The sequence below is a fragment of the Streptococcus sp. Marseille-P7376 genome (genome assembly GCF_902460385.1).
Taxonomy (GTDB): Bacteria; Bacillota; Bacilli; order Lactobacillales; family Streptococcaceae; genus Streptococcus; species Streptococcus sinensis.
On the sequence record NZ_CABPTS010000003.1, the window covers coordinates 13,253 to 36,445 of the forward strand.

At 44.1% G+C, this 23,193-nt stretch carries 20 protein-coding genes and 1 pseudogene; 18 read left to right on the top strand and 3 right to left on the bottom strand.

What is annotated here, in order from left to right:
• Positions 1 to 75: 75 nt before the first annotated feature.
• Together FZ952_RS02740 and FZ952_RS02745 are read left to right on the top strand one after the other, a co-directional pair.
• On the top strand, positions 76 to 765 hold the full coding sequence (locus FZ952_RS02740) for a histidine phosphatase family protein (protein ID WP_037617905.1): 690 nt from the start codon (positions 76 to 78) through the stop codon (positions 763 to 765).
• Positions 762 to 1,499 carry a M15 family metallopeptidase gene (locus FZ952_RS02745; RefSeq protein WP_148880503.1) on the top strand — a complete coding sequence of 246 codons (738 nt, stop codon included), beginning with the start codon at positions 762 to 764 and terminating at the stop codon, positions 1,497 to 1,499. Before FZ952_RS02740 ends, FZ952_RS02745 begins: the two co-directional genes overlap by 4 nt.
• Before the next feature lie 86 nt (positions 1,500 to 1,585).
• On the opposite strand, the gene gdhA is transcribed toward FZ952_RS02745, so the two are convergent.
• Complete coding sequence (gene gdhA / locus FZ952_RS02750) at positions 1,586 to 2,932, bottom strand: NADP-specific glutamate dehydrogenase (RefSeq protein WP_148880504.1); 1,347 nt, start codon at positions 2,930 to 2,932, stop codon at positions 1,586 to 1,588.
• A gap of 235 nt (positions 2,933 to 3,167) precedes the next feature.
• On the opposite strand from gdhA, the gene FZ952_RS02755 reads away from it, so the two are divergent.
• The 7 genes and pseudogenes from FZ952_RS02755 (at position 3,168) to FZ952_RS02780 (ending at position 10,270) form a co-directional block, all read left to right on the top strand.
• Positions 3,168 to 4,106, top strand: coding sequence for a dihydroorotate oxidase (locus FZ952_RS02755; protein WP_148880628.1), 939 nt, complete (start codon positions 3,168 to 3,170; stop codon positions 4,104 to 4,106).
• A 142-nt stretch (positions 4,107 to 4,248) separates the two neighbouring features.
• Positions 4,249 to 5,184: a peptide-methionine (R)-S-oxide reductase MsrB gene (gene msrB / locus FZ952_RS02760; RefSeq protein WP_148880505.1), complete on the top strand. Its 936-nt coding sequence runs from the start codon at positions 4,249 to 4,251 to the stop codon at positions 5,182 to 5,184.
• Positions 5,185 to 5,306: 122 nt separating this feature from the next.
• Positions 5,307 to 5,843 (top strand): DUF4947 domain-containing protein, encoded by a 537-nt coding sequence (locus tag FZ952_RS02765; protein ID WP_262366319.1) that lies wholly within the window; start codon positions 5,307 to 5,309, stop codon positions 5,841 to 5,843.
• Positions 5,785 to 5,949 (top strand): DUF4947 domain-containing protein, encoded by a 165-nt coding sequence (locus tag FZ952_RS11720; protein WP_262366320.1) that lies wholly within the window; start codon positions 5,785 to 5,787, stop codon positions 5,947 to 5,949. Before FZ952_RS02765 ends, FZ952_RS11720 begins: the two co-directional genes overlap by 59 nt.
• A 90-nt stretch (positions 5,950 to 6,039) precedes the next feature.
• Positions 6,040 to 7,311: a TRZ/ATZ family protein gene (locus tag FZ952_RS02770; protein WP_148880506.1), complete on the top strand. Its 1,272-nt coding sequence runs from the start codon at positions 6,040 to 6,042 to the stop codon at positions 7,309 to 7,311.
• A 73-nt stretch (positions 7,312 to 7,384) separates the two neighbouring features.
• A pseudogene (locus FZ952_RS02775) lies at positions 7,385 to 8,896 on the top strand (glucose PTS transporter subunit IIA); the annotation flags it as partial.
• Between the two features lie 105 nt (positions 8,897 to 9,001).
• Positions 9,002 to 10,270 (top strand): CapA family protein, encoded by a 1,269-nt coding sequence (locus FZ952_RS02780; RefSeq protein ID WP_148880508.1) that lies wholly within the window; start codon positions 9,002 to 9,004, stop codon positions 10,268 to 10,270.
• Positions 10,271 to 10,453: 183 nt separating this feature from the next.
• Here FZ952_RS02780 and FZ952_RS02785 read toward each other — a convergent pair whose 3' ends face one another.
• A complete protein-coding gene (locus FZ952_RS02785; RefSeq protein ID WP_148880509.1) occupies positions 10,454 to 11,326 on the bottom strand; it encodes an AraC family transcriptional regulator in 873 nt (290 codons plus the stop codon).
• Between the two features lie 111 nt (positions 11,327 to 11,437).
• Here FZ952_RS02785 and FZ952_RS02790 point away from each other — a divergent pair, with 111 nt between their 5' ends.
• The 5 genes from FZ952_RS02790 (at position 11,438) to ldcB (ending at position 17,441) form a co-directional block, all read left to right on the top strand.
• A complete protein-coding gene (locus FZ952_RS02790; protein WP_148880510.1) occupies positions 11,438 to 12,877 on the top strand; it encodes a glycoside hydrolase family 1 protein in 1,440 nt (479 codons plus the stop codon).
• A complete protein-coding gene (locus tag FZ952_RS02795; protein WP_148880511.1) occupies positions 12,867 to 13,253 on the top strand; it encodes a VOC family protein in 387 nt (128 codons plus the stop codon). The genes FZ952_RS02790 and FZ952_RS02795 overlap by 11 nt, the downstream gene beginning before the upstream one ends.
• Before the next feature lie 403 nt (positions 13,254 to 13,656).
• Positions 13,657 to 14,484 (top strand): Cof-type HAD-IIB family hydrolase, encoded by an 828-nt coding sequence (locus FZ952_RS02800; RefSeq protein ID WP_148880512.1) that lies wholly within the window; start codon positions 13,657 to 13,659, stop codon positions 14,482 to 14,484.
• Positions 14,485 to 15,117, top strand: a complete 633-nt coding sequence (locus FZ952_RS02805) for an SGNH/GDSL hydrolase family protein (RefSeq protein ID WP_148880513.1) — start codon at positions 14,485 to 14,487, stop codon at positions 15,115 to 15,117.
• A 197-nt stretch (positions 15,118 to 15,314) separates the two neighbouring features.
• Positions 15,315 to 17,441: an LD-carboxypeptidase LdcB/DacB gene (gene ldcB / locus FZ952_RS02810; RefSeq protein ID WP_148880514.1), complete on the top strand. Its 2,127-nt coding sequence runs from the start codon at positions 15,315 to 15,317 to the stop codon at positions 17,439 to 17,441.
• A gap of 75 nt (positions 17,442 to 17,516) precedes the next feature.
• Here the strand turns inward: ldcB and FZ952_RS02815 are convergent, their stop codons facing one another.
• A complete protein-coding gene (locus FZ952_RS02815; protein ID WP_148880515.1) occupies positions 17,517 to 17,954 on the bottom strand; it encodes a GNAT family N-acetyltransferase in 438 nt (145 codons plus the stop codon).
• Between the two features lie 346 nt (positions 17,955 to 18,300).
• Between FZ952_RS02815 and spxB the strand changes: the two genes are divergently transcribed.
• The 4 genes from spxB (at position 18,301) to FZ952_RS02835 (ending at position 23,192) form a co-directional block, all read left to right on the top strand.
• Positions 18,301 to 20,076 (top strand): pyruvate oxidase, encoded by a 1,776-nt coding sequence (spxB, locus tag FZ952_RS02820; RefSeq protein ID WP_148880516.1) that lies wholly within the window; start codon positions 18,301 to 18,303, stop codon positions 20,074 to 20,076.
• 367 nt (positions 20,077 to 20,443) lie between these two features.
• Positions 20,444 to 20,704, top strand: coding sequence for a SemiSWEET family transporter (locus tag FZ952_RS02825; protein ID WP_003026359.1), 261 nt, complete (start codon positions 20,444 to 20,446; stop codon positions 20,702 to 20,704).
• A gap of 254 nt (positions 20,705 to 20,958) precedes the next feature.
• Positions 20,959 to 22,398, top strand: a complete 1,440-nt coding sequence (locus tag FZ952_RS02830; protein ID WP_148880517.1) for a 6-phospho-beta-glucosidase — start codon at positions 20,959 to 20,961, stop codon at positions 22,396 to 22,398.
• A 113-nt stretch (positions 22,399 to 22,511) separates the two neighbouring features.
• On the top strand, positions 22,512 to 23,192 hold the full coding sequence (locus tag FZ952_RS02835; RefSeq protein WP_148880518.1) for a response regulator transcription factor: 681 nt from the start codon (positions 22,512 to 22,514) through the stop codon (positions 23,190 to 23,192).
• Position 23,193: the final 1 nt, after the last annotated feature.

Genomic DNA, 23,193 nt, shown 5'->3' on the forward strand with positions numbered 1-23,193 from the left:
TTCTGGAGTATGATGTAAGAAAACGCTTTTTCTCAGAAAAGTGATATAATGAGAGGAGAATAAGGGGGTAAGTGTATGGCAAAAACAAGATTATACCTAATCCGTCACGGCAAAACGATGTTTAATACAATCGGGCGAGCTCAGGGCTGGAGCGATACTCCGTTGACAGCAGAAGGCGAACGCGGTATTCGTGAATTGGGGATTGGTTTGCGTAAAGCGGGTATTGATTTTAAACTAGCTAGATCCAGTGATTCAGGTCGGACGATTCAAACAATGGGGATTATCCTGGAAGAGCTGGGCTTGACTGGGAAGATTCCTTATAGGTTTGACAAGCGCATCCGCGAGTGGTGCTTTGGCAGCTTTGACGGGGGATATGACGGTGAGCTCTTTATGGGAGTCATGCCTCGGGTCTTTAATGTCGAGCATGTTCACCAGCTCAGCTATGCCGAATTGGCTGAAGGTTTGGTTGAGGTGGATACAGCTGGTTGGGCAGAAAACTGGGAAAAACTCAGCAGCCGCATTTGGGAAGGCTTCTCAGCTATTGCTGAAGAGCTGGAGGCTTCTGGTGGTGGCAATGCTTTGGTTGTTAGCCATGGAATGACCATCGGAACCTTCGTCTATTTGATAAACAGAAGCCGCCCTCATGGACTTGACAATGGTTCTGTGACCATAGTGGATTATGAAGACGGGAAATTCAGTGTTGCTTGTGTTGGAGATATGTCCTACCGTGAAGTTGGAAAAGAGGAGCTGGAGGCAGAAGCTTGAAAAGAGGTCACCATGCTAAGAAAAACTTTTCTTTGTATCGACTGATAAACTGGGTCTTGTTTTTAGGGCTTGGGCTTGGATTGCTAGTTGCTTTGTGGCTATTTCAAGGGCAGGAAGAACATGCCCCAAAACCTGCTGATGAAAATCTTGAGGTCTTGGAGTCGAATTTACCCAATGTTTCAGTTGATGACTGGGAATTGATTTTAGTCAATCGCAGCCATCTTCAGGAAGATGCGCCCCCTCAATTGACCCAAATTGATGACATTCAGGTAGACAGCCGTATTGCTGAAAACACAAGAAAATTTTTAGCTGCGGCACAGAAAATTGCACCGGGAGAAACTTTGATTTCGGGCTATCGAAGTCGAGCGGAGCAGGCAGAAATTTATGAAGAAGCCCTAGCCTTAGCGGAGGAAGAGGGGCTTTCTCGACAAGACGCTGAACACGAGGTGCAAAAACGAATTCAGATTCCTGGCGCCAGCGAACATCAGACAGGCTTGGCTATTGATATGAGTGAGCCAGAAGGTCAGGAAGATGAAGTGGCCGATAAGATTGCGGAAATTGCTCCCAGATATGGCTTTATTCTGCGCTATCCTGAGGGGAAAAGCGATATTACTGGAGTGGATTTTGAGAATTGGCACTATCGCTATGTCGGCGTAAAATCTGCCCAATATATTCAAAAACATGATCTGGTTTTGGAGGAATACCTAGCTCTTTTAGAAGCCGCAGATAAGTGAGTTTTTTATTGTGCACTTAATTTGACAATTCAAGAGATAAAAAATCAGCTGCTCAAACGAGCAAGCTGATTTTTAACTCTTTTATTTTAAACCAGACCTTGGGCGATCATGGCGTTGGCTACATTTTCAAAGGCTGCAATATTGGCACCAGCAAGATAGTCCTTGCCAAGTCCATAAGTTTCAGCAGTAGTTTTAGCTGTATTGAAGATGTTGGTCATGATGTCTTTGAGACGGCCGTCAACTTCTTCGCGAGTCCAAGATAGGCGCAGGCTATTTTGGCTCATTTCTAGAGCGGATACAGCTACACCACCAGCATTGGCAGCTTTAGCAGGACCATAAAGGATTCCGTTTTCTTTGTAAACTTTGATAGCATCAAGGTCGCTCGGCATGTTAGCACCTTCAGAAACGACTTTAACTCCTTGGGCAACCAAACGTTTGGCCGCTTCCCCATTGATTTCATTTTGAGTGGCACATGGAAGAGCGATGTCGTAGTTACCAGCGTAAGTCCAGACAGAACCTTCATAGTAAGTAGCAGTAGCTTTTTCAGCAGCGTATTCTGTCAAGCGAGCACGGCGGTTATTCTTCACATCTGCTAGGAGGTCGAAGTCAATACCATTTTGGTCGATGACATAACCGTTTGAGTCGGAAACAGAGATAACGGTTGCTCCAAGTTCAGTTGCTTTTTGCAGGGCGTATTGGGCAACATTACCTGAGCCGGAAATAACCACTTTCTTACCAGCCAAGCTATCGCCATTAGCCTTGAGCATTTCTTGAGTAAAGTAAACCAAGCCATAGCCAGTAGCTTCTGGCCGAATTAAACTACCGCCAAATCCAAGAGGCTTACCAGTCAGGACACCAGCATCAAACTGTCTCAAACGCTTGTATTGACCGTAGAGGTAGCCGATTTCACGTCCGCCGACACCGATATCACCAGCTGGCACGTCCAGAGATGGACCGATGTATTTTTGCAATTCTGTCATAAAGCTTTGGCAGAAGCGCATGACTTCTGCGTCCGTTTTGCCTTTCGGATCAAAGTCAGAACCACCTTTACCACCACCGATTGGCAGGCCAGTCAAGACATTTTTGAAGATTTGCTCAAATCCGAGGAATTTCAAAATCCCTTGGTTAACAGTTGGGTGGAAACGGAGACCGCCTTTATAAGGACCAACTGCTGAGTTGAATTGCACGCGATAACCACGGTTGACTTGCATTTTGCCCTCGCGGTCCACCCAAGGAACACGGAAGCTAATCACACGTTCAGGCTCAGTGATACGGGCCAAGATATTTTCTTCGATGTATTCAGGATGCTTTTTAAAGACTGGCTCAAGCGTACTGAGAAACTCTTCAACGGCTTGGAGGAATTCTGCCTCGTGTCCGTTGCGGGCTTTTACAGTTTCAAAAGTACTTTGGATATATTCTTTAGCAGTTGTCATGGTGATTCTCCTTTGAAAGATTGTATTCTTACGGGGTCAATTATAGCAGAGATTTTTCCGCTTGTAAAGAAAAAAGTTGAATTTTCTGAAAATTCCCACGACATTTTTTCTGAAATATTCTTAAAAATTAGGGAGGTAAATACCGAACATTTTAGTAGAAAAATGGGATAAACTCTTTATAGGAGGAACTTTAATGATATAATAGAAGAAAACTAAGGAATATGAGGTCAAAATGATGACGACAACCAAGACACAAATTGCGGGTTTTGAATTTGACAACTGTCTGATGAATGCGGCAGGAGTGGCCTGTATGACAGTCGAAGAGTTAGAAGAAGTTAAAAACTCTGCTGCAGGAACTTTTGTGACCAAGACGGCGACACTGGACTTTCGTCAGGGCAACCCAGAGCCTCGCTATCAGGATGTTCCCCTAGGCTCCATCAACTCTATGGGGCTGCCCAATAATGGTTTAGATTATTATCTTGATTACTTGCTAGAGCTGCAGGAAAGTGAACCAGATCGGACCTTTTTCCTCTCGCTGGTTGGCATGTCGCCAGATGAGACTCATACTATTCTCAAAAAAGTTCAGGCAAGTGACTTTAAAGGGATTACCGAGCTCAATCTCTCCTGCCCGAATGTACCTGGCAAGCCTCAGATTGCTTATGATTTTGAAACAACGGCAAAGATTTTGTCAGAGGTTTTTGCTTATTTCACCAAACCGCTAGGTATCAAGCTGCCTCCTTACTTTGACATCGTGCATTTTGACCAAGCTGCCGCGATTTTCAACAAATATCCGCTCAAGTTTGTCAATTGTGTCAATTCGATTGGAAATGGTCTTTACATTGAGGATGAGTCTGTCGTTATCCGTCCGAAAAATGGTTTTGGTGGTATTGGCGGCCAGTATATCAAGCCGACGGCTCTGGCAAATGTCCATGCCTTTTACCAACGCCTCAAACCAGAAATCCAAATCATTGGAACCGGTGGTGTCTTGACTGGGCGTGATGCCTTCGAGCATATCCTTTGCGGAGCCAGTATGGTGCAGGTGGGTACAACCCTTCATAAAGAAGGTGTGGCAGCCTTCGAGCGCATCACTGCCGAACTCAAGGCGACTATGGAAGAAAAAGGCTATGAAAGTCTGGACGATTTCCGAGGGAAATTGAAGTATATTGAAGATTAAATTATCAAAGTAAGTATATTATTGGGTAGGATGAGTTTATTTTCCTGCCCTCTTCTTTTGATTTCTAGGAATCTCCTAATCAAAATTCTATAAAAATTTACTATTTTATGAGAAAATAGACACAAAGAAATGAGGTGTTTTTATGGCAGAAATTTATCTAGCAGGCGGTTGTTTCTGGGGCTTAGAAGAATATTTTTCTCGGATTGAGGGTGTTGAGGAGACGACAGTAGGCTATGCCAATGGTCAAGTGGAATCCACTAATTATCAACTGATACACCAGACCGACCATGCGGAAACGGTGCAGGTAGCCTATGATGAAAAGCGAGTTAGTCTGCGGGAGCTCCTGCTCTATTATTTCCGGGTTATTGATCCTCTGTCAGTCAACAAGCAGGGCAATGATGTGGGACGCCAGTATCGGACCGGCGTTTACTACGTCCGTGAAGCGGATCGGTCCATTATCGAGCAGGTCTTTGCTGAGCAGGAAGAGCAGCTTGGACAAAAGTTAGCTGTAGAGTTAGAGCCTCTGAAGCATTATATCTTAGCTGAGGACTACCATCAGGACTATCTCAAGAAAAATCCCGGTGGCTACTGCCACATCAATGTCAATGATGCTGCACAGCCTTTGGTGGATGCTGGTCATTATCCCAAGCCTAGCCGGCAACAGCTGAAAGACGAGTTGACCGAAGAACAGTATCAGGTGACCCAGCAGAGTGCGACGGAGCGTCCCTTCCAGAATGCTTACAATGCTACTTTTGACGCAGGAATCTATGTTGATGTGACAACTGGGGAGCCACTCTTTTTTGCGGCTGACAAGTTTGAGTCTGGTTGCGGCTGGCCGAGCTTCGCTCGTCCTCTTACCAAAGATGTAGTCAGGTACTATGAAGATAAGAGCCACGGTATGGAGCGGATTGAGGTGCGTAGTCGTTCTGGTAATGCCCATCTAGGCCATGTCTTTGCCGACGGACCACAGGAATTGGGCGGTCTGCGCTACTGCATCAACTCAGCAGCTCTGCGATTTATCCCAAAAGAGCAAATGGAAAAAGAAGGCTACGGCTATCTGCTCACGTATATGAAGTAAAAGGCTTTTAAGGCCTTTTTTGTGAAAATTGAAAAAATTTTTTAGATAAGGGATCATGTACATACGAAAAAAGGGAGAGAAATAGGCATTTTAAAAAAGCCTTCATTACTTTAGTTGCGTTTATGGCGGTGCTTGCTTTGATAGCTTGTCAATCTACGGCGAAAAGGACTACTGGCTCCACATCTTCCTCTATTCAAAAAGGTAAAGTTACAAAGAAACCAAAATCAGACAAGGAGACTGGTTCGAGTTGCCAGACGGCATCGCCTAGTGTGACAGTTTCTGAGAGTAAGGCAACAAGTTTGCCAGATGAAGTGACGAATGGCTTGCCTCAAGATGCCCAGTCTGCCAAGACAGATAAAATTTATGCAACAGGCAATGCCAAGGTTTATTATCGTTCCTTTGAAGGAGGATTTAGCGCTCAAACGCCTGATTTCAAGGGTTATACTGAGGAAAAAGTTAGAGAAATTCTTGGTGCACCAGAGACCGTGATAAGGGATTCGAACTATATTAAAGAGACCTTTAAGCGCCAAGAGTTAGAAAACTTAAAAGCGCTCTACCAAAGCCAATATGTGACGGAAGGAACAGGCGAGGGCTTTCTATTTGGTAGCAGCAGATATTGCACAAGCTGTCGGCTTAGGACAAGACTATCAGTTGGATAGCGCCTATATTTTATATAGTTACAAGCAAAATAAAGTTTACCTTGTTTTTATTGAAGGAGAGTTAAAATATATCACTCCTCACCCTGATTATCTTTATTTTAAATAAAGTATCAAAATCCCTTGCACTATTTTCCTAGGCTTGTTATAATGGCTAAAATCTCTTGAAACCAAGTGTTGGGAAAGTGAGGATATGCGGATGAAAGCATACACAAATGTCAATCTGGTGACCTGCGACAGCGAATTTCATGTTTATCGAGAAGGCTTGCTGGTTGTGGAAGATGAACGCATTGCCTACTGTGGTGCCTATGATGAGGCTTGGCTAGAACAATGCAGTGAGCTAGTAGATTACGAGGGAGCTTGGCTCATGCCAGGGCTGGTCAACTGCCATACACACTCGGCCATGACCTTGCTGCGTGGGATTCGTGACGACAGCAATCTGCACGAATGGCTGGAGGACTATATCTGGCCTGCGGAAAGTCAATTCACGGAGGATCTAACGACCGAGGCTGTGCAGCTGGCTCTAGCAGAAATGCTGCAGTCGGGGACAACGACTTTTAATGACATGTATAATCCTCAGGGAGTGGAGATTGACCGGATTTATCAGGTCGTGCGGCAGTCTGGTATGCGCTGCTATTTCTCACCAACTCTCTTTAGCTCAGCAGCAGAAACAACAGAAGAGACTCTGGCTCGTACACGGGCGATTATTGAGAAAATCCGCTCCTACAATGATGAAGATTTTCAGGTCATGGTGGCGCCTCATTCGCCTTATGCCTGTGACGAAGAGCTACTTAAGGGCAGTCTTGAGCTAGCGCGTGAGCTGGACTTGAAGCTTCATATCCATGTGGCTGAGACCCAGGAAGAAAATGAAATCATCCTGGAGCGCTATGGTAAAAGGCCTCTGGCTTTCTTAAAAGGGCTGGGCTACTTGGAGCAGCCAGCAATTTTTGCTCACGGAGTTGAGCTGAATCCGTCAGAAATTGCAGATTTAGCAGCTTCTCCAGTCAGCATCGCCCACAATCCTATCAGCAACCTCAAGCTAGCTTCCGGTGTAGCTCCAGTGACAGACTTACTAACTGCTGGTGTGACCGTTGGCCTAGCGACAGACTCTGTCGCTTCTAATAATAATCTGGATATGTTTGAGGAAGGTCGGACAGCTGCTCTTCTTCAGAAGATGCGTGCAGGTGATGCGACCCAGTTTACGATTGAGCAGGCCTTGAAGGCTTTGACCATCGAAGGAGCTAAGGCGCTGGGCTTGGAGAACAAAATCGGCAGTCTGGAAGCGGGCAAGCAAGCCGATTTCATTGCCATTCAGCCTAAGGGACGACTTCATCTCTATCCTTTGGAAAATATGCTGTCCCACCTAGTGTATGCAGTCAAGGGCAGTGATGTTCAGGATGTCTACATTGCTGGGCAGCAGGTCGTTCAGGATGGACAAGTGCTGACGGTTGATCTAGAACGTTTTGTGTAAGCATAAAAGCCGAGTTTTAGCTCGGTTTTTTAGTATATAGTATAAAGAAAATATAATTTTTTGCTAGAAAACGCTTGCAATTTTAACAGCCTTTTTAGGATGGACTGCAGCCAATAACGGAGTTGCTCTAGTTCTTACTGCTGCTGGTGATGGTTTCTTCCAGTTCTTACCAATGATGATTGCTGTAAATGCGGCTCGTAAATTTAAAATGAATGACTTTACAGCTTTAGCGATAGCAGCAGCCCTGGTCTATCCAAATTTGGAAGCAAGTGTTACTGCATTGGGAGAAGCGGGAGCTGCCAATTTCTTTGGGATTTCTCTGACCATGCCAACTGGTGGCTATTTATCAACAGTCATTCCTGCAATTTTAGCCGTTTGGGTTGCATCTCATATTGAAAAGTTCATGAGAAAAGTTACTCCAGACACAGTTAAACTTTTCGTCGTTCCTTTTGTAACGTTAGTTGTGTCAGTCCCCCTCACTTTCCTTTTGGTTGGACCAATCGCTAATGGAGCATCTAACCTTCTTGGTTCTTTCTTGACAGCAGTTCATGGCTTCAATCCTGTTGTATATGGACTTCTGCTAGGTGCTCTTTGGCAAGTCATGGTTATGTTTGGTTTACACTGGGGATTAGTGCCCTTAGCTATCCTTGAATTAACCCAAAAGGGAACAGGGGTGATTTTAGGAGCAGCAATACTACCATGTTTCACTCAAACGGGTGTCTTAGCAGCCATCTATCTTAAGACAAAAGAAGAAAAAGTTAAGGCCATTACCATGCCAGCTCTTATCTCTTCTATCTTTGGAGTAACCGAACCTGCGATTTACGGGGGGACACTTCCTATGCGGACTCCATTTATCATCAGCTGTATCGTATCTGGTATCGTTGGTGCTTTTGTAGGCTTCTTTAACATGACAATGTATTCTGTCGGAGCTCTTGGGGTATTCGTTTATCCTTCGCTGGTTAGTCCAGATGGAAACTTTATGAGTATGTATGTTGCTTTGATTGGCACAGTGCTTGCGATTGCCCTATCTTTTGCCATCCAAATGTTTGTCCCAATTCCTACTCTCTATACTAAAAAAGAGAATAAAGCAGTCGTTGAAGAAGGGCAAGAAGTAGAAAAGATTTCGTTGAAAGAACAAGTTCTTGTCAGTCCAATCACTGGTAAAGTGATTCCCCTTTCAGACACTCCAGATGCTGTCTTTGCCAGCGGAGCTATGGGCAAAGGAGTTGCCATTGAGCCTAGTGTGGGTGAAGTAGTAGCACCAGCTGATGGGGTCATTCGTCTGCTCTTCCCAACCAACCATGCTATTGGTTTAGCTACGGATGATGGTGCAGAACTGCTGATTCATGTCGGTATGGATACAGTAGCCCTTGACGGAAAAGGTTTCACCGCTCATGTTACCCAAGGTTCTAAGGTCAAAAAAGGCCAGCTGCTGCTCAGCTTTGATATCGAAGCGATCAAAGAAGCTGGCTATCCAGTGACAACTCCGATTATTGTGACCAATACAGCTGACTATGCTAAAGTTGATGTGGTGGCTGAAGGTCAGATTGAGGTTGGCACTCAATTGCTGGAATTGCATAGATAATGTTTAAATCAAACGAGTAGTGGCAAATAGAACCATTACTCGTTTTTAATTTCCATTGGAGGCTCATTTTATGATAAAATATAAGTAAAAAGGAGGTTGACAAAAATGGAGAAAAGAACTGAAAAAAGAAAAAAATCTGCGAGAAGCAACCGTGGCTTTATCCTTGCCCTGTTAGGAACGGTATTGGTATCAGCGAGCGCTATTTTATTCTTTCAAAATATGATGGGAATGAATAAACAGAGCGATAGGAATACTGCTAAAAATGAGCCAAATTCCTCTTCGGTAGCAGGGCAAAAGACGGACTCTAAAAGCGTTCGTATTATGGCTAATGGCGATCTTTTATATCATGACGGCCTCTATATGAGCGCTCAAAAGGAAGATGGGAGCTATGATTTTTCGGAAAATTACCATTATGTCAAGGAATGGCTCCATCAGGGAGACTTGGTTTTGGGGGATTTTGAAGGGACCATTCGGCCGGACTATCCTTTAGGGGGCTATCCGCTTTTTAATGCTCCGGAAGCCGTTGTTTCAGCCGTCAAAGATGCTGGCTACCAAGTAGTAGATCTGGCCCACAATCATATCTTGGATTCTGGTCTCGAAGGAGTGTTCACAACTGCCAAGGCCTTTGAAAATCAAGGAATTACTCCAGTTGGTGTCTACACTCATGAAGACCGTGCCAAATCTCCGCTCCTCATCAAAGAAGTAAAAGGCATCAAGATTGCTATTCTGGCCTATTCCTATGGTTTTAACGGCTTGGAGTCTAATCTAAGCCAGAAGGAGATTGACAAGCATCTATCAACCTTTGATGAAGACAAGATGAAGGCTGAAATTGAGCGAGCAGAAAAAGAAGCGGATATTACGGTAGTTATGCCACAGACGGGAGTCGAATATCAGCTGGAGCCGAATGAGGAACAGGTAAACCTTTATCACAAAATGGTAGACTGGGGAGCGGACATCATTTTTGGTGGGCACCCGCACGTGGTCCAACCCTCCGAAGTCCTTGAAAAAGATGGCCAGAAAAAGCTGATTATCTACTCCATGGGGAATTTTATCTCTAACCAGCGGATTGAAACCATGGCTGGAGTGGAGACTGCCCAATGGACGGAGCGTGGCGTGCTGATGGATGTCACCATTGAAAAGACGGACAAGGGGACGATTATCAAAACAGCTCAGGCGCATCCAAGCTGGGTCAGCCGTGTGGAAAAGGGAACTTACTCCCCAGAAGGATACCCGCTTTACACTTATCAAACCCTTATCTTAGAGGATTTCATTGAGGGCGGAAAATATCGGGATCAGCTAGATCAGGCAACCAAAGATCGGATTGACACAGCTTATCAAGAAATGAACGAGCATGTGCATCTGAACTGGGAATAACCTGGCAAAGACTCTGGGATGACATAGCTGCTGAAAAGTAAAACTCAAAGAATTCAAAATAAACCAAAAACGAATGCTTCACTTCTTCAGATGTTGATGGAAGAAGGAACATTCGTTTTTGGTTAAAAAATCATGATTCAATTCTGTTTTTTAATGCAGACTGTTTAAGCGAACTTAGCAATCTCATTTTTTCCGATATTGACTGGGGGTCATTTGGTAATATTTTTTAAATTGACGGTTGAAATTGGAGAGGTTGTTAAAGCCAGATTGACTGGAGATTTCCAGAACCGACAGAGTAGAGTGCTGGAGGAGCTCAGCAGCCTTGCGCAGGCGGAATTGAATCAAATATTCAATGCAGGAAACACCCAAATGTTTCTTGAAGAAATTCATGAAGTGCGTGGGACTGTAGCCGCAGATGCCAGACAGCTGATCAATAGTGAGCTCTTCCTGATAATGCTCATTGATGTAGTCAATGATGGAGCGGATTTTCTCCTCCTTGCGGTAGCCCTCAGCAGACAGCTCCTTGGAGACGATATAGTCGTTTTCAAAGAGCAGGTAAAAAAGCTGGTTAAGCTGGGCCTTGAGCTGAAATTCATAGTATTTCTTTTGGAAATAGCCCGTTTCCATGGTGTCCAGCAGACATTTGCGAATTCGCTCATAGGCTTGGTCACTGGGCTTGATGACATGGACAAAGTCTAGCTGACCATTGTAGAGAGGCTGTAGGTAGTGAATGCTGGCATGATCCATGGCCGAATAGCCCATCAAATCCAAGTGAAAGTTAATCGCATCCATATAATGCCGCTGATTGTCAATCGGGTGGATCGAATGGAGAGCATTGGGACGAATCAGGATAATATCACCTTTTTGGCTATTAAAATAATGATAGTCGATGTGAAATTGGGCGCTTCCTTCGTGGACATAAATAATCTCAACATCTGTATGCCAGTGGAAAAGAATATCAGGCTGGCCGTTTTCAGTAATTGTCCGCGTCAGAGAGTACGGAGTGCCTTGGTTTTTATAGACGGTATTTTTATGCAGTTGCCCTAAATCAATCATGTTATCACTCTTTCGTGGAATAGTATCATGTTTTAAGATGATTGTGTTGGAAAATATATTTGACAACTATTATAATATAATTAGAATAAAAACGAAAGTAGGAAAATATAAATGGGTAAATTTCCAGAAAATTTTCTTTGGGGCGGAGCGACAGCAGCCAACCAGTATGAAGGAGCCTACAATGTTGATGGGAAGGGACTGTCCGTTCAAGATGTGACTCCGAAAGGTGGCGTGCCAGCTAAGGCTGGTGACCACGATCCTTTGATTACAGAGCAGCCTACACCGGACAATCTTAAGCTGGAAGGGATTGATTTCTACCACCGCTACAAGGAGGATATTGCCCTCTTTGCGGAGATGGGCTTCAAGGTTTATCGGACTTCCATTGCCTGGTCTCGAATTTTCCCAAATGGGGACGAGCTGGAGCCCAATGAAGCCGGTCTGCAGTTCTATGACGATCTCTTTGATGAGCTGGCTAAGTATGGCATTGAGCCACTGATTACCCTGTCTCACTATGAAACGCCGCTGCACTTGGCGCGTCAGTACAATGGCTGGGCTAACCGCGATTTGATTGATTTTTATGAGCGTTATGTTCGCACGGTCTTTACCCGCTACAAGGATAAGGTCAAGTATTGGCTGACCTTTAATGAAATCAACTCAGTCCTTCATGCACCCTTTATGAGCGGAGGAATTGCGACTCCGTTTGATGAGCTGTCCAAGCAGGAACTTTACCAAGCGGTCCATCATGAGCTGGTGGCTTCTGCTTTGGCAACTAAGATTGGTCATGAGATCAATCCTGATTTCAAGATTGGCTGTATGGTCCTCGCTATGCCGGCCTATCCCATGACACCCAAGCCAGAAGATGTGCTGGCAGCGCGCGAATTTGAAAATCAAAACTACCTCTTCTCTGATATCCATGCGCGTGGGAAATATCCTGCCTATATCAATCGTTTCTTCAAAGAGAATGACATTGAGATTCAGTTTGCGCCAGGCGACAAAGAGCTTTTAGCTGAAAACACTGTAGACTTTATTTCCTTCTCTTACTACATGAGTGTGGTTGCGGCCCATGATCCAGAAAATTATTCTTCTGGCCGAGGCAATCTTCTAGGCGGCATCATGAATCCTCATCTAGCTAGCTCAGAATGGGGCTGGCAGATTGACCCAGTCGGTCTGCGCTTGGTGCTAAATAGCTTCTATGACCGCTATCAGCTTCCTCTCTTTATCGTGGAAAACGGCCTTGGAGCCAAGGATGTCTTAGTAGATGGTCCAAATGGTCCAACGGTTGAAGATGACTACCGTATTGACTATCTGAAACAGCATCTGCAGCAGGTGGGAGAAGCGTTAGAAGACGGTGTAGAACTGTTGGGCTACACAACTTGGGGTTGTATTGACCTTGTCTCTGCCTCTACTGCGGAAATGAGCAAGCGCTATGGCTTTATCTACGTTGACCGCAATGATGACGGCACTGGCAGTCTAGCTCGTTACAAGAAAAAATCTTTTGACTGGTACAAGGAAGTCATCGCAAGCAACGGAGGCAGCCTCTATGAAGATTGAACATGCAGCCCTTTATGTCCGTGATTTGGAAGCGGCTCGACACTTTTTTGAAACTTATTTTGTAGCTAAGAGCAATGCCCTTTACCATAACCAGAGAACAGGCTTTCAGTCCTATTTTCTGACCTTTGACGAAGGAGCGCGCTTGGAAATTATGACGCGGGATGAGGATTTGACAGATGGCAGCCATGACCTGCTTTTCACAGGTTACCACCATCTGGCCTTCAGCCTGGGCAGTCCTGAGGCGGTAGACCAACTGACAGTCCGTTTGGAAAAAGATGGTTATCCTGTTCTGAGCGGCCCTAGAGTGACAGGTGATGGTTATTATGAAAGCTGTATCCAAGCTTTTGAAGGCAACCAAATTGAACTGACAGTTTGAAACATAACAGCTGTGAGTTCTGTTTCTAATTAGAGCTCCTTATAAAATAGACCTTGTCTAGTGACTAGGTTTGGATTGAAGAAATTATTCTAACGAATGTCTCTTCAATCTTTTTTGTTTTCTAGTCAGGGGCTGGGCAACCTGATTTCCTATTATCAAAATAGCTTCGCAGAGCTTTATTTTAGACTTTCTAAGTAGTATAATAAAGTCTAAACAGAACAAAAAAAGGCAGACTGGCTTAGTAATCAAAAATTATTGGATGGGCAAATGAGCTGGAGGATGGTGAATTACCAAGGATTTTCTTGCAGCTCAATAGTCTAAATAAGAGAAGCTGACGCATGAAACAGCCCATAAAGTTTAAAAGATTATGACAGAAAGAGCAAGACTTGCTTGAGGTAAAAATATGACCATTAAAATGATTGCTACGGATATGGACGGCACGCTTTTGGATGCGAGAGGGGAGCTGGACTTGCCGCGTCTAACAGCTGTCTTGGATCAGCTGGAGGAGCGAGACATCAAGTTTGTCGTTGCAACAGGCAATGAAATCCAACGAATGCGCTTATTATTGGGTGATTTGACAGAGCATATGACCCTGATTGTCGCCAATGGAGCCAGAATCTTTGAAAAGAATGAAATGATGATGGGGACCTTCTGGCAGTCTGATTTGATTGCGGACACACTGGATTATTTCCATGGCCGAGAACGAGATGTTCATTTAGTTGTGACATCTACAAAGGGTGGTTTTGTTCAGGACGGCACAGATTTCCCTATGATAAACAAGGTTATGACAGATGAGATGGCTCGTCATTTTTATAAACAGATGAATTTCATGCCCAGTCTGCAAAATCACCATTTTGAAGAAGTGCTGAAGATGAGTATTATGGTGGATGAAGCGAAAGCAACAGAAATCACGCAACAAATCAACAAAGACTTCTCTGGACGATTGAGTGCGGTGACCAGTGGTTACGGCGCGATTGATATTATCCAAGAAGGCGTCCATAAGGCTTGGGGGCTTCGTCAGCTCATGAACCGGTGGCAAATCGGAAGTAAGGAAATCATGGCTTTTGGCGACAGCGAAAATGATTTGGAAATGCTGGGATTGGCGGATTTCTCCTACGCCATGGCAAATGGAGATGAGAAGATTAAGCGCATTGCCAGTCGCTTGGCACCAGCCAATACAGAAGCCGGGGTTTTGCAGGTGATTGAGCAATACTTAGAAAAAGGAGTTTAAATGGCAGTTCAACTATTAGAACAGTGGCTTTTAAATGAGCAGGCAAAGATTCGGAAAAATTATCGGGACTTGAATCAGCTTTCGGTAAAAGAGCCAGCGATTATTTTTATCGGTGATTCGATTGTGGAATACTATCCTCTGAATGAGTTGCTACAAAGTCCTAAAACGCTGCTCAACCGAGGGATTCGTGGCTATAAAACAGACCAACTGCTTGAACATCTGGATGCCCATCTTTTTGGGCAGGCTCTGGATAAGGTCTTTCTCCTGATCGGAACCAATGATCTCGGTAAAGAAATACCTCAAGAAGAGACTTTGGCTAACTTGGAGGGCATTATTCAAAGTTTGGCAAGGGACTATCCTTTGACCCAGCTCCAGCTTTTGTCAGTTCTTCCTGTGAATGAGAAGGAACAGTATAAAGGGACGGTTTACATCCGAACGAACGAGAAGATTCGAGTCCTCAATCGTGCTTACCGAGACCTAGCAAGTATCTATACGAATGTCCAGTTTATCGACCTTTATGATACCTTCTTAGATGAAAGTGGCCAATTGCGCGAGGAATTTACCACAGATGGCTTGCATTTGACAATCGCCGGCTATGAAAGGTTATCAAAAGCCCTCCAACCCTATCTCTAAGTGCTCTTAGGAAAAATGATTTTCATATTAGCAAAAAAACGCTCCAGTCTGAATGAAGATTGGAGCGTTTTAGATACCTATATAAAAAGCGCGCTAAATGTTACGAAAAGATTACAAATGTTACAGTTGTGTGTTGGAGAATGGTTTTGAAAGGTATAAAATATAAGTGAAGATTTATTAGAAAGCAGGATAGGAGTATGAAACACAGGATGTTTGGTCGTGAACTACAACGCTTCTCCATACGGAAATATTCATTTGGCGCAGCTTCCGTTTTGATTGGTTGTATCCTCTTTTTGACGGGGCGGCCTGCATTTGCAGATAGTCTGGCTGCTAATCCAGTAGAAATAGCAAATCAGAACCTTGATAGCATGAAAGAAGAGGCAACCAACCAACTCACAGTAGTTCAAGCTGTGACAGAGCAAAAAGAAGAAGTGGTCGCAACAGAAAAAGAAAAGTCTGAATCGTCAGTTTCAACTTCAGATTTACCGATGCAAGCAGAAAATCCTTCCACAATGAGCGAGGGTGCAGCGGACACATCAACTCCATCTGCTAGACTGGAGACTGAAGCAACAAGAGCAGCGGACGAAAAAGAAAGTAGCACTGTTGCGGTTGATACGACTGTTCGTATGGTTGCGGCTGCAGGAACTACAAGTAGTGAAGAACAGCAGATACCGAAGCAAAGCTTACCAAGTCAAGGACAATATACCTATACAAAACGGACAGAAGTAAAAAATGAGCCTAAAGCGACTGCACCGACTCAATTCTATGTAAATGCTGGAGATAAGGTGTTTTATGACAGAGTTTTGACTACAGATGGTTACCAATGGATTAGTTACAAATCTTACAGTGGTATTCGGCGCTATGCTGCGATTGAAAAATTAAGTCAAGCAGAGCCTCAGAATCCTATAAGCGACACTCCCCAAGGCACCCTCACTATTACAAATGTAGATTCAAATGCTAGTAGCTTCGATGTGCATGTAACCAATATCTCAGCTCCTAAGCCCATCAAAAAAGTAGCCCTGCCCACTTGGTTCAGCGTTAATGGGCAGGACGATATCATCTGGTATGATGCTAAAAAACAAGTAGATGGGACCTATAAGATCAGCGTCGCTGCCCGTGATCATAAGTATTCCACGGGCGAGTACAATATCCACCTTTATTATCTACTGGCAGACAATCAGCTGGTCGGCGTAGGCGGTACCAAGACGACAGTTTCTCTGGCAGCTCCAAAGGGCAAGTTGACCATCCAGAACAACAATCAACAGACGGGCACTTTTGAAGTGGTGGTTTCTGAAGTCGAGAATGGCTATGGCATAAAGGAAGTCAAGCTTCCGACCTGGTCTAGTGCCGAGGGTCAGGACGATCTTATCTGGTACACAGCGGCTAAGCAAGCCGATGGCACCTACAAGGCGCAGGTCAATCTACGCGACCACAAGTATTCCACAGGTGAATACAACATCCATCTCTACTATGTTCAGGATGATGGTCATATGGTCGGCGTTGGCGGCACCAAGACGACAGCAAATATAGATGCAGCCTTTATAAAGAAAGTTCGCTACAATGGATCTTATTACTATGTTCAGGGGAAATATAATGAGATTGTCATTGCAAATAAAAAACATCCACTAGCTTCAAACTATAATCCTGGTGAAAATCCAACTGCCAAGGAAGCCTTTGTCCGTCTGAGAAATGATATGATAGCGCAAGGTTATAATGTTGGCTATGGCTACAGCGGCTTCAGATCTTATGACTATCAAAGAAACTTGTACCAGCATTATGTAAATACGGATGGTCAAGCCGCAGCGGACCGCTATTCTGCCCGTCCTGGCTATAGTGAGCACCAAACAGGTCTCGTTTTTGACTTGACAGATAAGTCTGGCAATCTGTTGGAAGATACCGCAGCAAGCACTTGGCTAAAAAATAATGCCCATCGATATGGCTTTGTCGTTCGCTATCAGCCTGGCAAGGAAGCTTCGACAGGCTATATGCCTGAAGCTTGGCATATTCGCTATATTGGTCAAGAAGCTCCGGACATTTATCGTTCTGGTTTAAGTTTGGAAGAATATTATGGCTTTGAAGGTGGGAATTATGCGACGGCTCCGTCAAATTCATCCCAAAGCAAGCCAAGTCTTCCTGCTCAGGGAACTTACTATTTCACCAAACGCTCCTCTATCAAAGCAGAACCCAAGCAGTCCAGTCCAGAATTGGCTTATTACACAGCTGGGGAATCGGTTCATTACGATCGAGTACTTGATGCGGATGGTATGAGATGGATTTCCTATCTCTCTTATAGCGGAAACAGGCGGTATATTTCCATCGGTTAATCCAGAAATTTTAAAACGAGTGTGGCAACAAAGTCACACTCGTTTTTCTATATTCTTTAGACGCTCATGGCTGCCTTATTCTAACCATTGGATAAAGGCGGTTTTATCCTGGTGATTGTAACCGGCATGTTTATAAAAATTCCAGGTACTCTCTTGCTTGGAGCTCGTTAGTAGCATCATTTTGTAGCAATTTGTTTCAGTCGCTATTTTCTTAGCAAAATCAAGACATTCAGTAGCATAGCCTCTGCCTCTAAAATCGTGATGGGTGACGACATTTTCTATCAAGGCATAGGGACGTAGCCCTCTTGTGAGATTAGGTATCACGACACAAATACAAGAGGAAACAATTCTCTCATCAACTATCTTGACAATAATATGATGATCTGGATCGTCTATCATCCGTTGCCACACTTTTTGTAAAGCAGGATTCTTTTCTGGGATGGCAGTCTCGTGCAGGGAGAGGTATAAATGTAGTAATTCTTCCAATTCATTTGGAGTCGCTTCTCTTAGCATATTTTCACCTATGATTTCATGATTTCTTCAGGTTTTCTAGCGCTATTATAACATTTTTTACAAGCAAATTTCTAGCTTGTTCTGGCTAGCACTATTATTTTAAAGCGCGGAAGTGCTGCAGCTAATGTCCACTTTAAGCCTTTTCTGAAATCTATTATAAAATACATTAGAAAAATCAGAAAAATCTTATTTTTGTTATGTAATAGTTATCAAGCTTTATTGAGCATATTCTTATACAGGAGGGTCAAAAGATGATAAATTGATATAGTAAGATTTGTTGAAACGTTTTCATTATATTGTCTGAAAGTTTTCAACGAATCATTAAAATTTTTGAAGGAGAGTTATCATGACTCAAGGAAAAATTACTGCATCTGCAGCAATGCTCAACGTATTGAAAACATGGGGCGTAGATACGATCTACGGTATCCCATCAGGAACACTCAGCTCACTCATGGATGCTTTGGCTGAAGACAAAGATATCCGTTTCTTGCAAGTTCGCCACGAAGAAACAGGTGCTCTTGCAGCGGTTATGCAAGCTAAATTCGGCGGCTCAATCGGGGTTGCAGTTGGTTCAGGTGGTCCAGGTGCGACTCACTTGATTAACGGTGTTTACGATGCAGCTATGGACAACACTCCATTCCTTGCTATCCTTGGATCACGTCCAGTCAACGAACTCAACATGGATGCTTTCCAAGAGCTAAACCAAAACCCAATGTACCATGGTATCGCAGTTTACAACAAACGTGTAGCTTACGCTGAGCAATTGCCAAAAGTAATCGACGAAGCTTGCCGTGCTGCAGTATCTAAAAAAGGACCAGCTGTTGTTGAAATTCCAGTAAACTTCGGTTTCCAAGAAATCGACGAAAACTCATACTACGGATCAGGTTCTTACGAGCGTTCATTCATCGCTCCTGCTTTGAACGAAACTGAAATCGACAAAGCTGTTGAAATTTTGAACAAGGCTGAGCGCCCAGTTATCTATGCTGGATTTGGTGGTGTCAAAGCCGGTGAAGTGATTACAGAATTGTCACGTAAAATCAAAGCACCAATCATCACAACTGGTAAAAACTTTGAAGCTTTTGAGTGGAACTACGAAGGTTTGACAGGTTCTGCTTACCGTGTTGGTTGGAAACCAGCCAACGAAGTGGTCTTCGAAGCAGACACAGTTCTTTTCCTTGGTTCAAACTTCCCGTTTGCTGAAGTTTACGAAGCCTTCAAGAATACTGAAAAATTCATCCAAGTCGATATCGACCCTTACAAACTTGGTAAACGTCATGCCCTTGATGCTTCTATCCTTGGTGATGCAGGTCAAGCAGCACAAGCTATTCTTGATAAGGTAGACGCAGTTGAGTCTACTCCATGGTGGCGTGCAAACGTTAAGAACAACCAAAACTGGCGTGATTACATGAACAAACTCGAAGGTAAAACTGAGGGTGAGTTGCAATTGTACCAAGTTTACAATGCTATCAATAAACATGCTGACCAAGACGCTATCTACTCAATTGACGTAGGTAACTCAACTCAAACATCAACTCGTCACCTTCACATGACACCTAAGAACATGTGGCGCACATCTCCACTCTTTGCGACAATGGGTATCGCCCTTCCTGGTGGTATCGCTGCTAAGAAAGACAATCCAGATCGCCAAGTATGGAACATCATGGGTGACGGTGCATTCAACATGTGCTACCCAGACGTGATTACAAACGTTCAATACAACCTTCCAGTTATCAATGTTGTCTTCTCAAACGCTGAGTATGCCTTCATCAAGAATAAATACGAAGATACCAACAAACACTTGTTTGGTGTTGACTTCCCTAACGCTGACTACGCGAAAATCGCTGAAGCACAAGGTGCTGTTGGATTTACAGTAGACCGCATCGAAGACATTGACGCAGTCGTTGCAGAAGCTGTAAAACTCAACAAAGAAGGTAAAACTGTTGTCATCGATGCCCGCATCACGCAACACCGTCCGCTTCCAGTAGAAGTACTTGAATTGGATCCAAAACTTCACCCAGAAGAAGCCATCAAAGCCTTCAAGGAAAAATACGAAGCAGAAGAACTCGTACCATTCCGCCTCTTCTTGGAAGAAGAAGGATTGCAATCACGCGCAATTAAATAATTCTTCTCGTCGAAAATCAAATTTTAAATTTGTAGACTTCATTCGGAGGTTTACTTCCGACGATTCCATCATTGAAACCTTAATTTTCAATGATGGAATCTAGTGCGGAGCCTAGAAAAAGTCCCAAAGGATTTTTCGTAGTTTGATGAGCAAAGATTTGCCATCAAACTTGGTTCCGCCTTGTTTATTCTTTGATTTTCTTAGAGCAGAAGTTAAAAAGATCGGAGTATTCCGGTCTTTTTGCTTGGTTTTATCCTTATCACAAGATTGTGATAGTTTACATCTTCATAACAAAGCAATAAAATACTTGATTGTTTTGGTTTATCGTTATAAAATATAAAACGAAAAAATGAAAGAGGTTTTGAAAATGACTGAAAACCAAGTGAAAATACTGGGTTGGGTTGCAACTTTTATGTCCGTGATGATGTATGTGTCTTATTTTCCACAAATCATGAATAATCTAGCTGGGCAAAAAGGAAATTTCATTCAACCACTCGTTGCGGCCATCAACTGTAGTCTCTGGGTCTACTACGGCCTTTTCAAGCAAGAAAGAGACATTCCGCTTGCAGCAGCAAATGCACCAGGTATCATTTTTGGTCTGGTGACTGCAATCACTGCCTTGATTTAAAAGGAATAGGAGGAGACTGTTTTTTCAGTCTTCTTTTTTTCTTTTTCTCAGTTTGCAGAAAGACCTTGTTTGATGTCTGTGCTCATTGGAAAAGATGAGTTTATTTTAAAGAGCTGGGGAAAGAATCAGAGTGAAAACAAGTTGGCAAAAACTAGAATAGTATTACTATTTCGCATCATTTTACAAGTAAAGGTTTTGAGATTGCGGTATAATATAAGTAAATGAACAATCAAAATAAGAAAGCGAGTAGAAATATGACTGAAAAACTGACTTTTCCTGATGGTTTCTTGTGGGGCGGAGCGACAGCTGCCAACCAGTGTGAGGGCGCTTATGCTGCGGATGGTCGCGGGCTGGCCAATGTAGATGTGGTGCCGATTGGTGAGGACCGTCTGGCCATCATCACGGGTAAAAAAAAGATGTTTGACTTCGAGGAAGGCTATTTCTATCCAGCCAAGGAAGCCATTGACATGTACCATCGCTTCAAGGAGGACATTGCCCTCTTTGGCGAGATGGGCTTTAAGACCTATCGTTTGTCCATTGCTTGGAGCCGGATTTTCCCTAAGGGAGATGAGCTGGAGCCTAATGAAGCAGGCCTGAAATTTTACGAAGACCTCTTTAAGGAATGCCACAAGTACGGCATTGAGCCCTTGGTGACCATTACTCACTTTGACTGTCCCATGCACTTGATTGAGCAATATGGCGGTTGGCGTAGCCGTAAGATGCTTGAATTTTACGAGCGTCTCTGCCGCACTCTCTTTACCTGCTACAAGGGCTTGGTCAAATACTGGCTGACCTTCAATGAGATTAATATGATTCTGCATGCACCATTTATGGGGGCGGGGCTTTGCTTTGAAGAAGGTGAAAATGAAGAACAGGTTAAATATCAAGCAGCCCATCATGAGCTGGTCGCGTCAGCTATTGCCACCAAGCTGGCTCATGAGATTGACCCGGAAAACAAGGTCGGCTGTATGCTAGCGGCGGGTCAATACTATCCCAATACAGCTCATCCAGCTGACTATTGGGCGGCCATGCAGGAAGATAGAGAAAACTATTTCTTCATTGACGTGCAGGCGCGTGGTAAATATCCTAACTATGCCAAGAAAGCTTGGGAGCGCGAGGGCATCACTGTCGAAATGACAGAAGAAGACCTGCAGCTGCTCAAGGAGCATACGGTGGACTTCATTTCCTTCTCATACTACTCTAGCCGGGTAGCTTCGGGCGACCCTAAGGTCAATGAGCTGACGGAGGGCAATATCTTTGCTTCTCTCAAGAACCCTTATTTGGAAGCTTCTGAGTGGGGCTGGCAGATCGACCCTCTGGGCCTGCGCATTACGCTTAATACCATCTGGGATCGCTATCAAAAGCCCATGTTTATCGTGGAAAATGGTCTGGGTGCAGTGGATACTCCAGATGAAAATGGCTATGTGGCTGATGATTACCGTATTGACTACTTGGCGGCCCATGTCAAGGCCATGCGGGAAGCCATCAATGAGGACGGCGTGGTGCTGTGGGGCTACACGACCTGGGGCTGTATCGACCTGGTATCAGCCGGAACTGGTGAGATGAAGAAGCGCTATGGCTTTATCTATGTGGACCGGGACAATGAAGGTAAGGGAACACTCAAGCGCTCCAAGAAGAAATCCTTTGACTGGTATAAGGAAGTCATTGCGACGAATGGCGCGTCTGTCAAATAAAAATCAACATCCAACGTTTGTTGCGTTGGATTTTCTTTTGTATCTTTTATATTTGATTGACTTGCTGGCTCATCCTTGCTACACTAGTTTTATCAAGCTATTGGAGAATGATGATGGCCAATCTTTTACTAATTGAAGACAACAATGATATTCATGAGATTTTAAAAAATCTCTTTACGCAGGAGCATGTCGTGTTTTCAGCTTATTCTGGGACCGAGGGACTGAGGATTTTTGCGGAAGAAGATATTCATCTAGTCCTGCTGGATATTATGCTGCCAGGCAAAAATGGTGATGAAGTGCTGAGGGAAATTCGCAAGACCAGTCAGGTGCCAGTGGTCATGCTGACAGCTCTGAGCGAAAAGAGTCTCGTGAGCCAGTATCTGCTGGACGGCGCCAATGATTATATTGTCAAGCCCTTTAATCTAGACGAAGTGGCGGCGCGTGTCACTGTCCAACTGCGAGGTAGTCAGCAGTCTCAGCCCAAGCCTACTGGGGAGACCTTGATTAAAAACATCCGCCTCCTGCCAGATACTTTTGAAATTGCTTTTGGTGACCAGTCCATGCGGCTAGGGAAAAAGGAGTTTCAGATCTTCCAGACCTTGCTGGCTCATCCTAAAAAGATTTTTACCAAGGAGGAGCTGTATGAGTCGGTCTGGGAGGAGACCTATCTGCCAGGTGATAATACGCTCAATGCCCATCTCAGTAACCTCCGTAAGAAATTAGCCCAGCTGGATCGTTCGACAGACTATATCGAGACCATTTGGGGTCTGGGCGTGCGGCTCAAGGAGGATTAGC

What these genes read in the sequence shown, in the direction of transcription:
- FZ952_RS02780 (WP_148880508.1), top strand. Translation starts at nt 9,002, where the DNA reads ATGGAGAAAAGAACTGAAAAAAGAAAAAAATCTGCGAGAAGCAACCGT.
- FZ952_RS02805 (WP_148880513.1), top strand. Translation starts at nt 14,485, where the DNA reads ATGGCAGTTCAACTATTAGAACAGTGGCTTTTAAATGAGCAGGCAAAG.
- FZ952_RS02830 (WP_148880517.1), top strand. Translation starts at nt 20,959, where the DNA reads ATGACTGAAAAACTGACTTTTCCTGATGGTTTCTTGTGGGGCGGAGCG.
- msrB (WP_148880505.1), top strand. Translation starts at nt 4,249, where the DNA reads ATGGCAGAAATTTATCTAGCAGGCGGTTGTTTCTGGGGCTTAGAAGAA.
- gdhA (WP_148880504.1), bottom strand. Translation starts at nt 2,932, where the DNA reads ATGACAACTGCTAAAGAATATATCCAAAGTACTTTTGAAACTGTAAAA.
- FZ952_RS02765 (WP_262366319.1), top strand. Translation starts at nt 5,307, where the DNA reads ATGGCGGTGCTTGCTTTGATAGCTTGTCAATCTACGGCGAAAAGGACT.
- FZ952_RS02815 (WP_148880515.1), bottom strand. Translation starts at nt 17,954, where the DNA reads ATGCTAAGAGAAGCGACTCCAAATGAATTGGAAGAATTACTACATTTA.
- FZ952_RS02790 (WP_148880510.1), top strand. Translation starts at nt 11,438, where the DNA reads ATGGGTAAATTTCCAGAAAATTTTCTTTGGGGCGGAGCGACAGCAGCC.
- FZ952_RS02740 (WP_037617905.1), top strand. Translation starts at nt 76, where the DNA reads ATGGCAAAAACAAGATTATACCTAATCCGTCACGGCAAAACGATGTTT.
- FZ952_RS02800 (WP_148880512.1), top strand. Translation starts at nt 13,657, where the DNA reads ATGACCATTAAAATGATTGCTACGGATATGGACGGCACGCTTTTGGAT.
- FZ952_RS02755 (WP_148880628.1), top strand. Translation starts at nt 3,168, where the DNA reads ATGACGACAACCAAGACACAAATTGCGGGTTTTGAATTTGACAACTGT.
- ldcB (WP_148880514.1), top strand. Translation starts at nt 15,315, where the DNA reads ATGAAACACAGGATGTTTGGTCGTGAACTACAACGCTTCTCCATACGG.
- FZ952_RS02825 (WP_003026359.1), top strand. Translation starts at nt 20,444, where the DNA reads ATGACTGAAAACCAAGTGAAAATACTGGGTTGGGTTGCAACTTTTATG.
- FZ952_RS02795 (WP_148880511.1), top strand. Translation starts at nt 12,867, where the DNA reads ATGAAGATTGAACATGCAGCCCTTTATGTCCGTGATTTGGAAGCGGCT.
- spxB (WP_148880516.1), top strand. Translation starts at nt 18,301, where the DNA reads ATGACTCAAGGAAAAATTACTGCATCTGCAGCAATGCTCAACGTATTG.
- FZ952_RS02770 (WP_148880506.1), top strand. Translation starts at nt 6,040, where the DNA reads ATGAAAGCATACACAAATGTCAATCTGGTGACCTGCGACAGCGAATTT.
- FZ952_RS02835 (WP_148880518.1), top strand. Translation starts at nt 22,512, where the DNA reads ATGGCCAATCTTTTACTAATTGAAGACAACAATGATATTCATGAGATT.
- FZ952_RS02785 (WP_148880509.1), bottom strand. Translation starts at nt 11,326, where the DNA reads ATGATTGATTTAGGGCAACTGCATAAAAATACCGTCTATAAAAACCAA.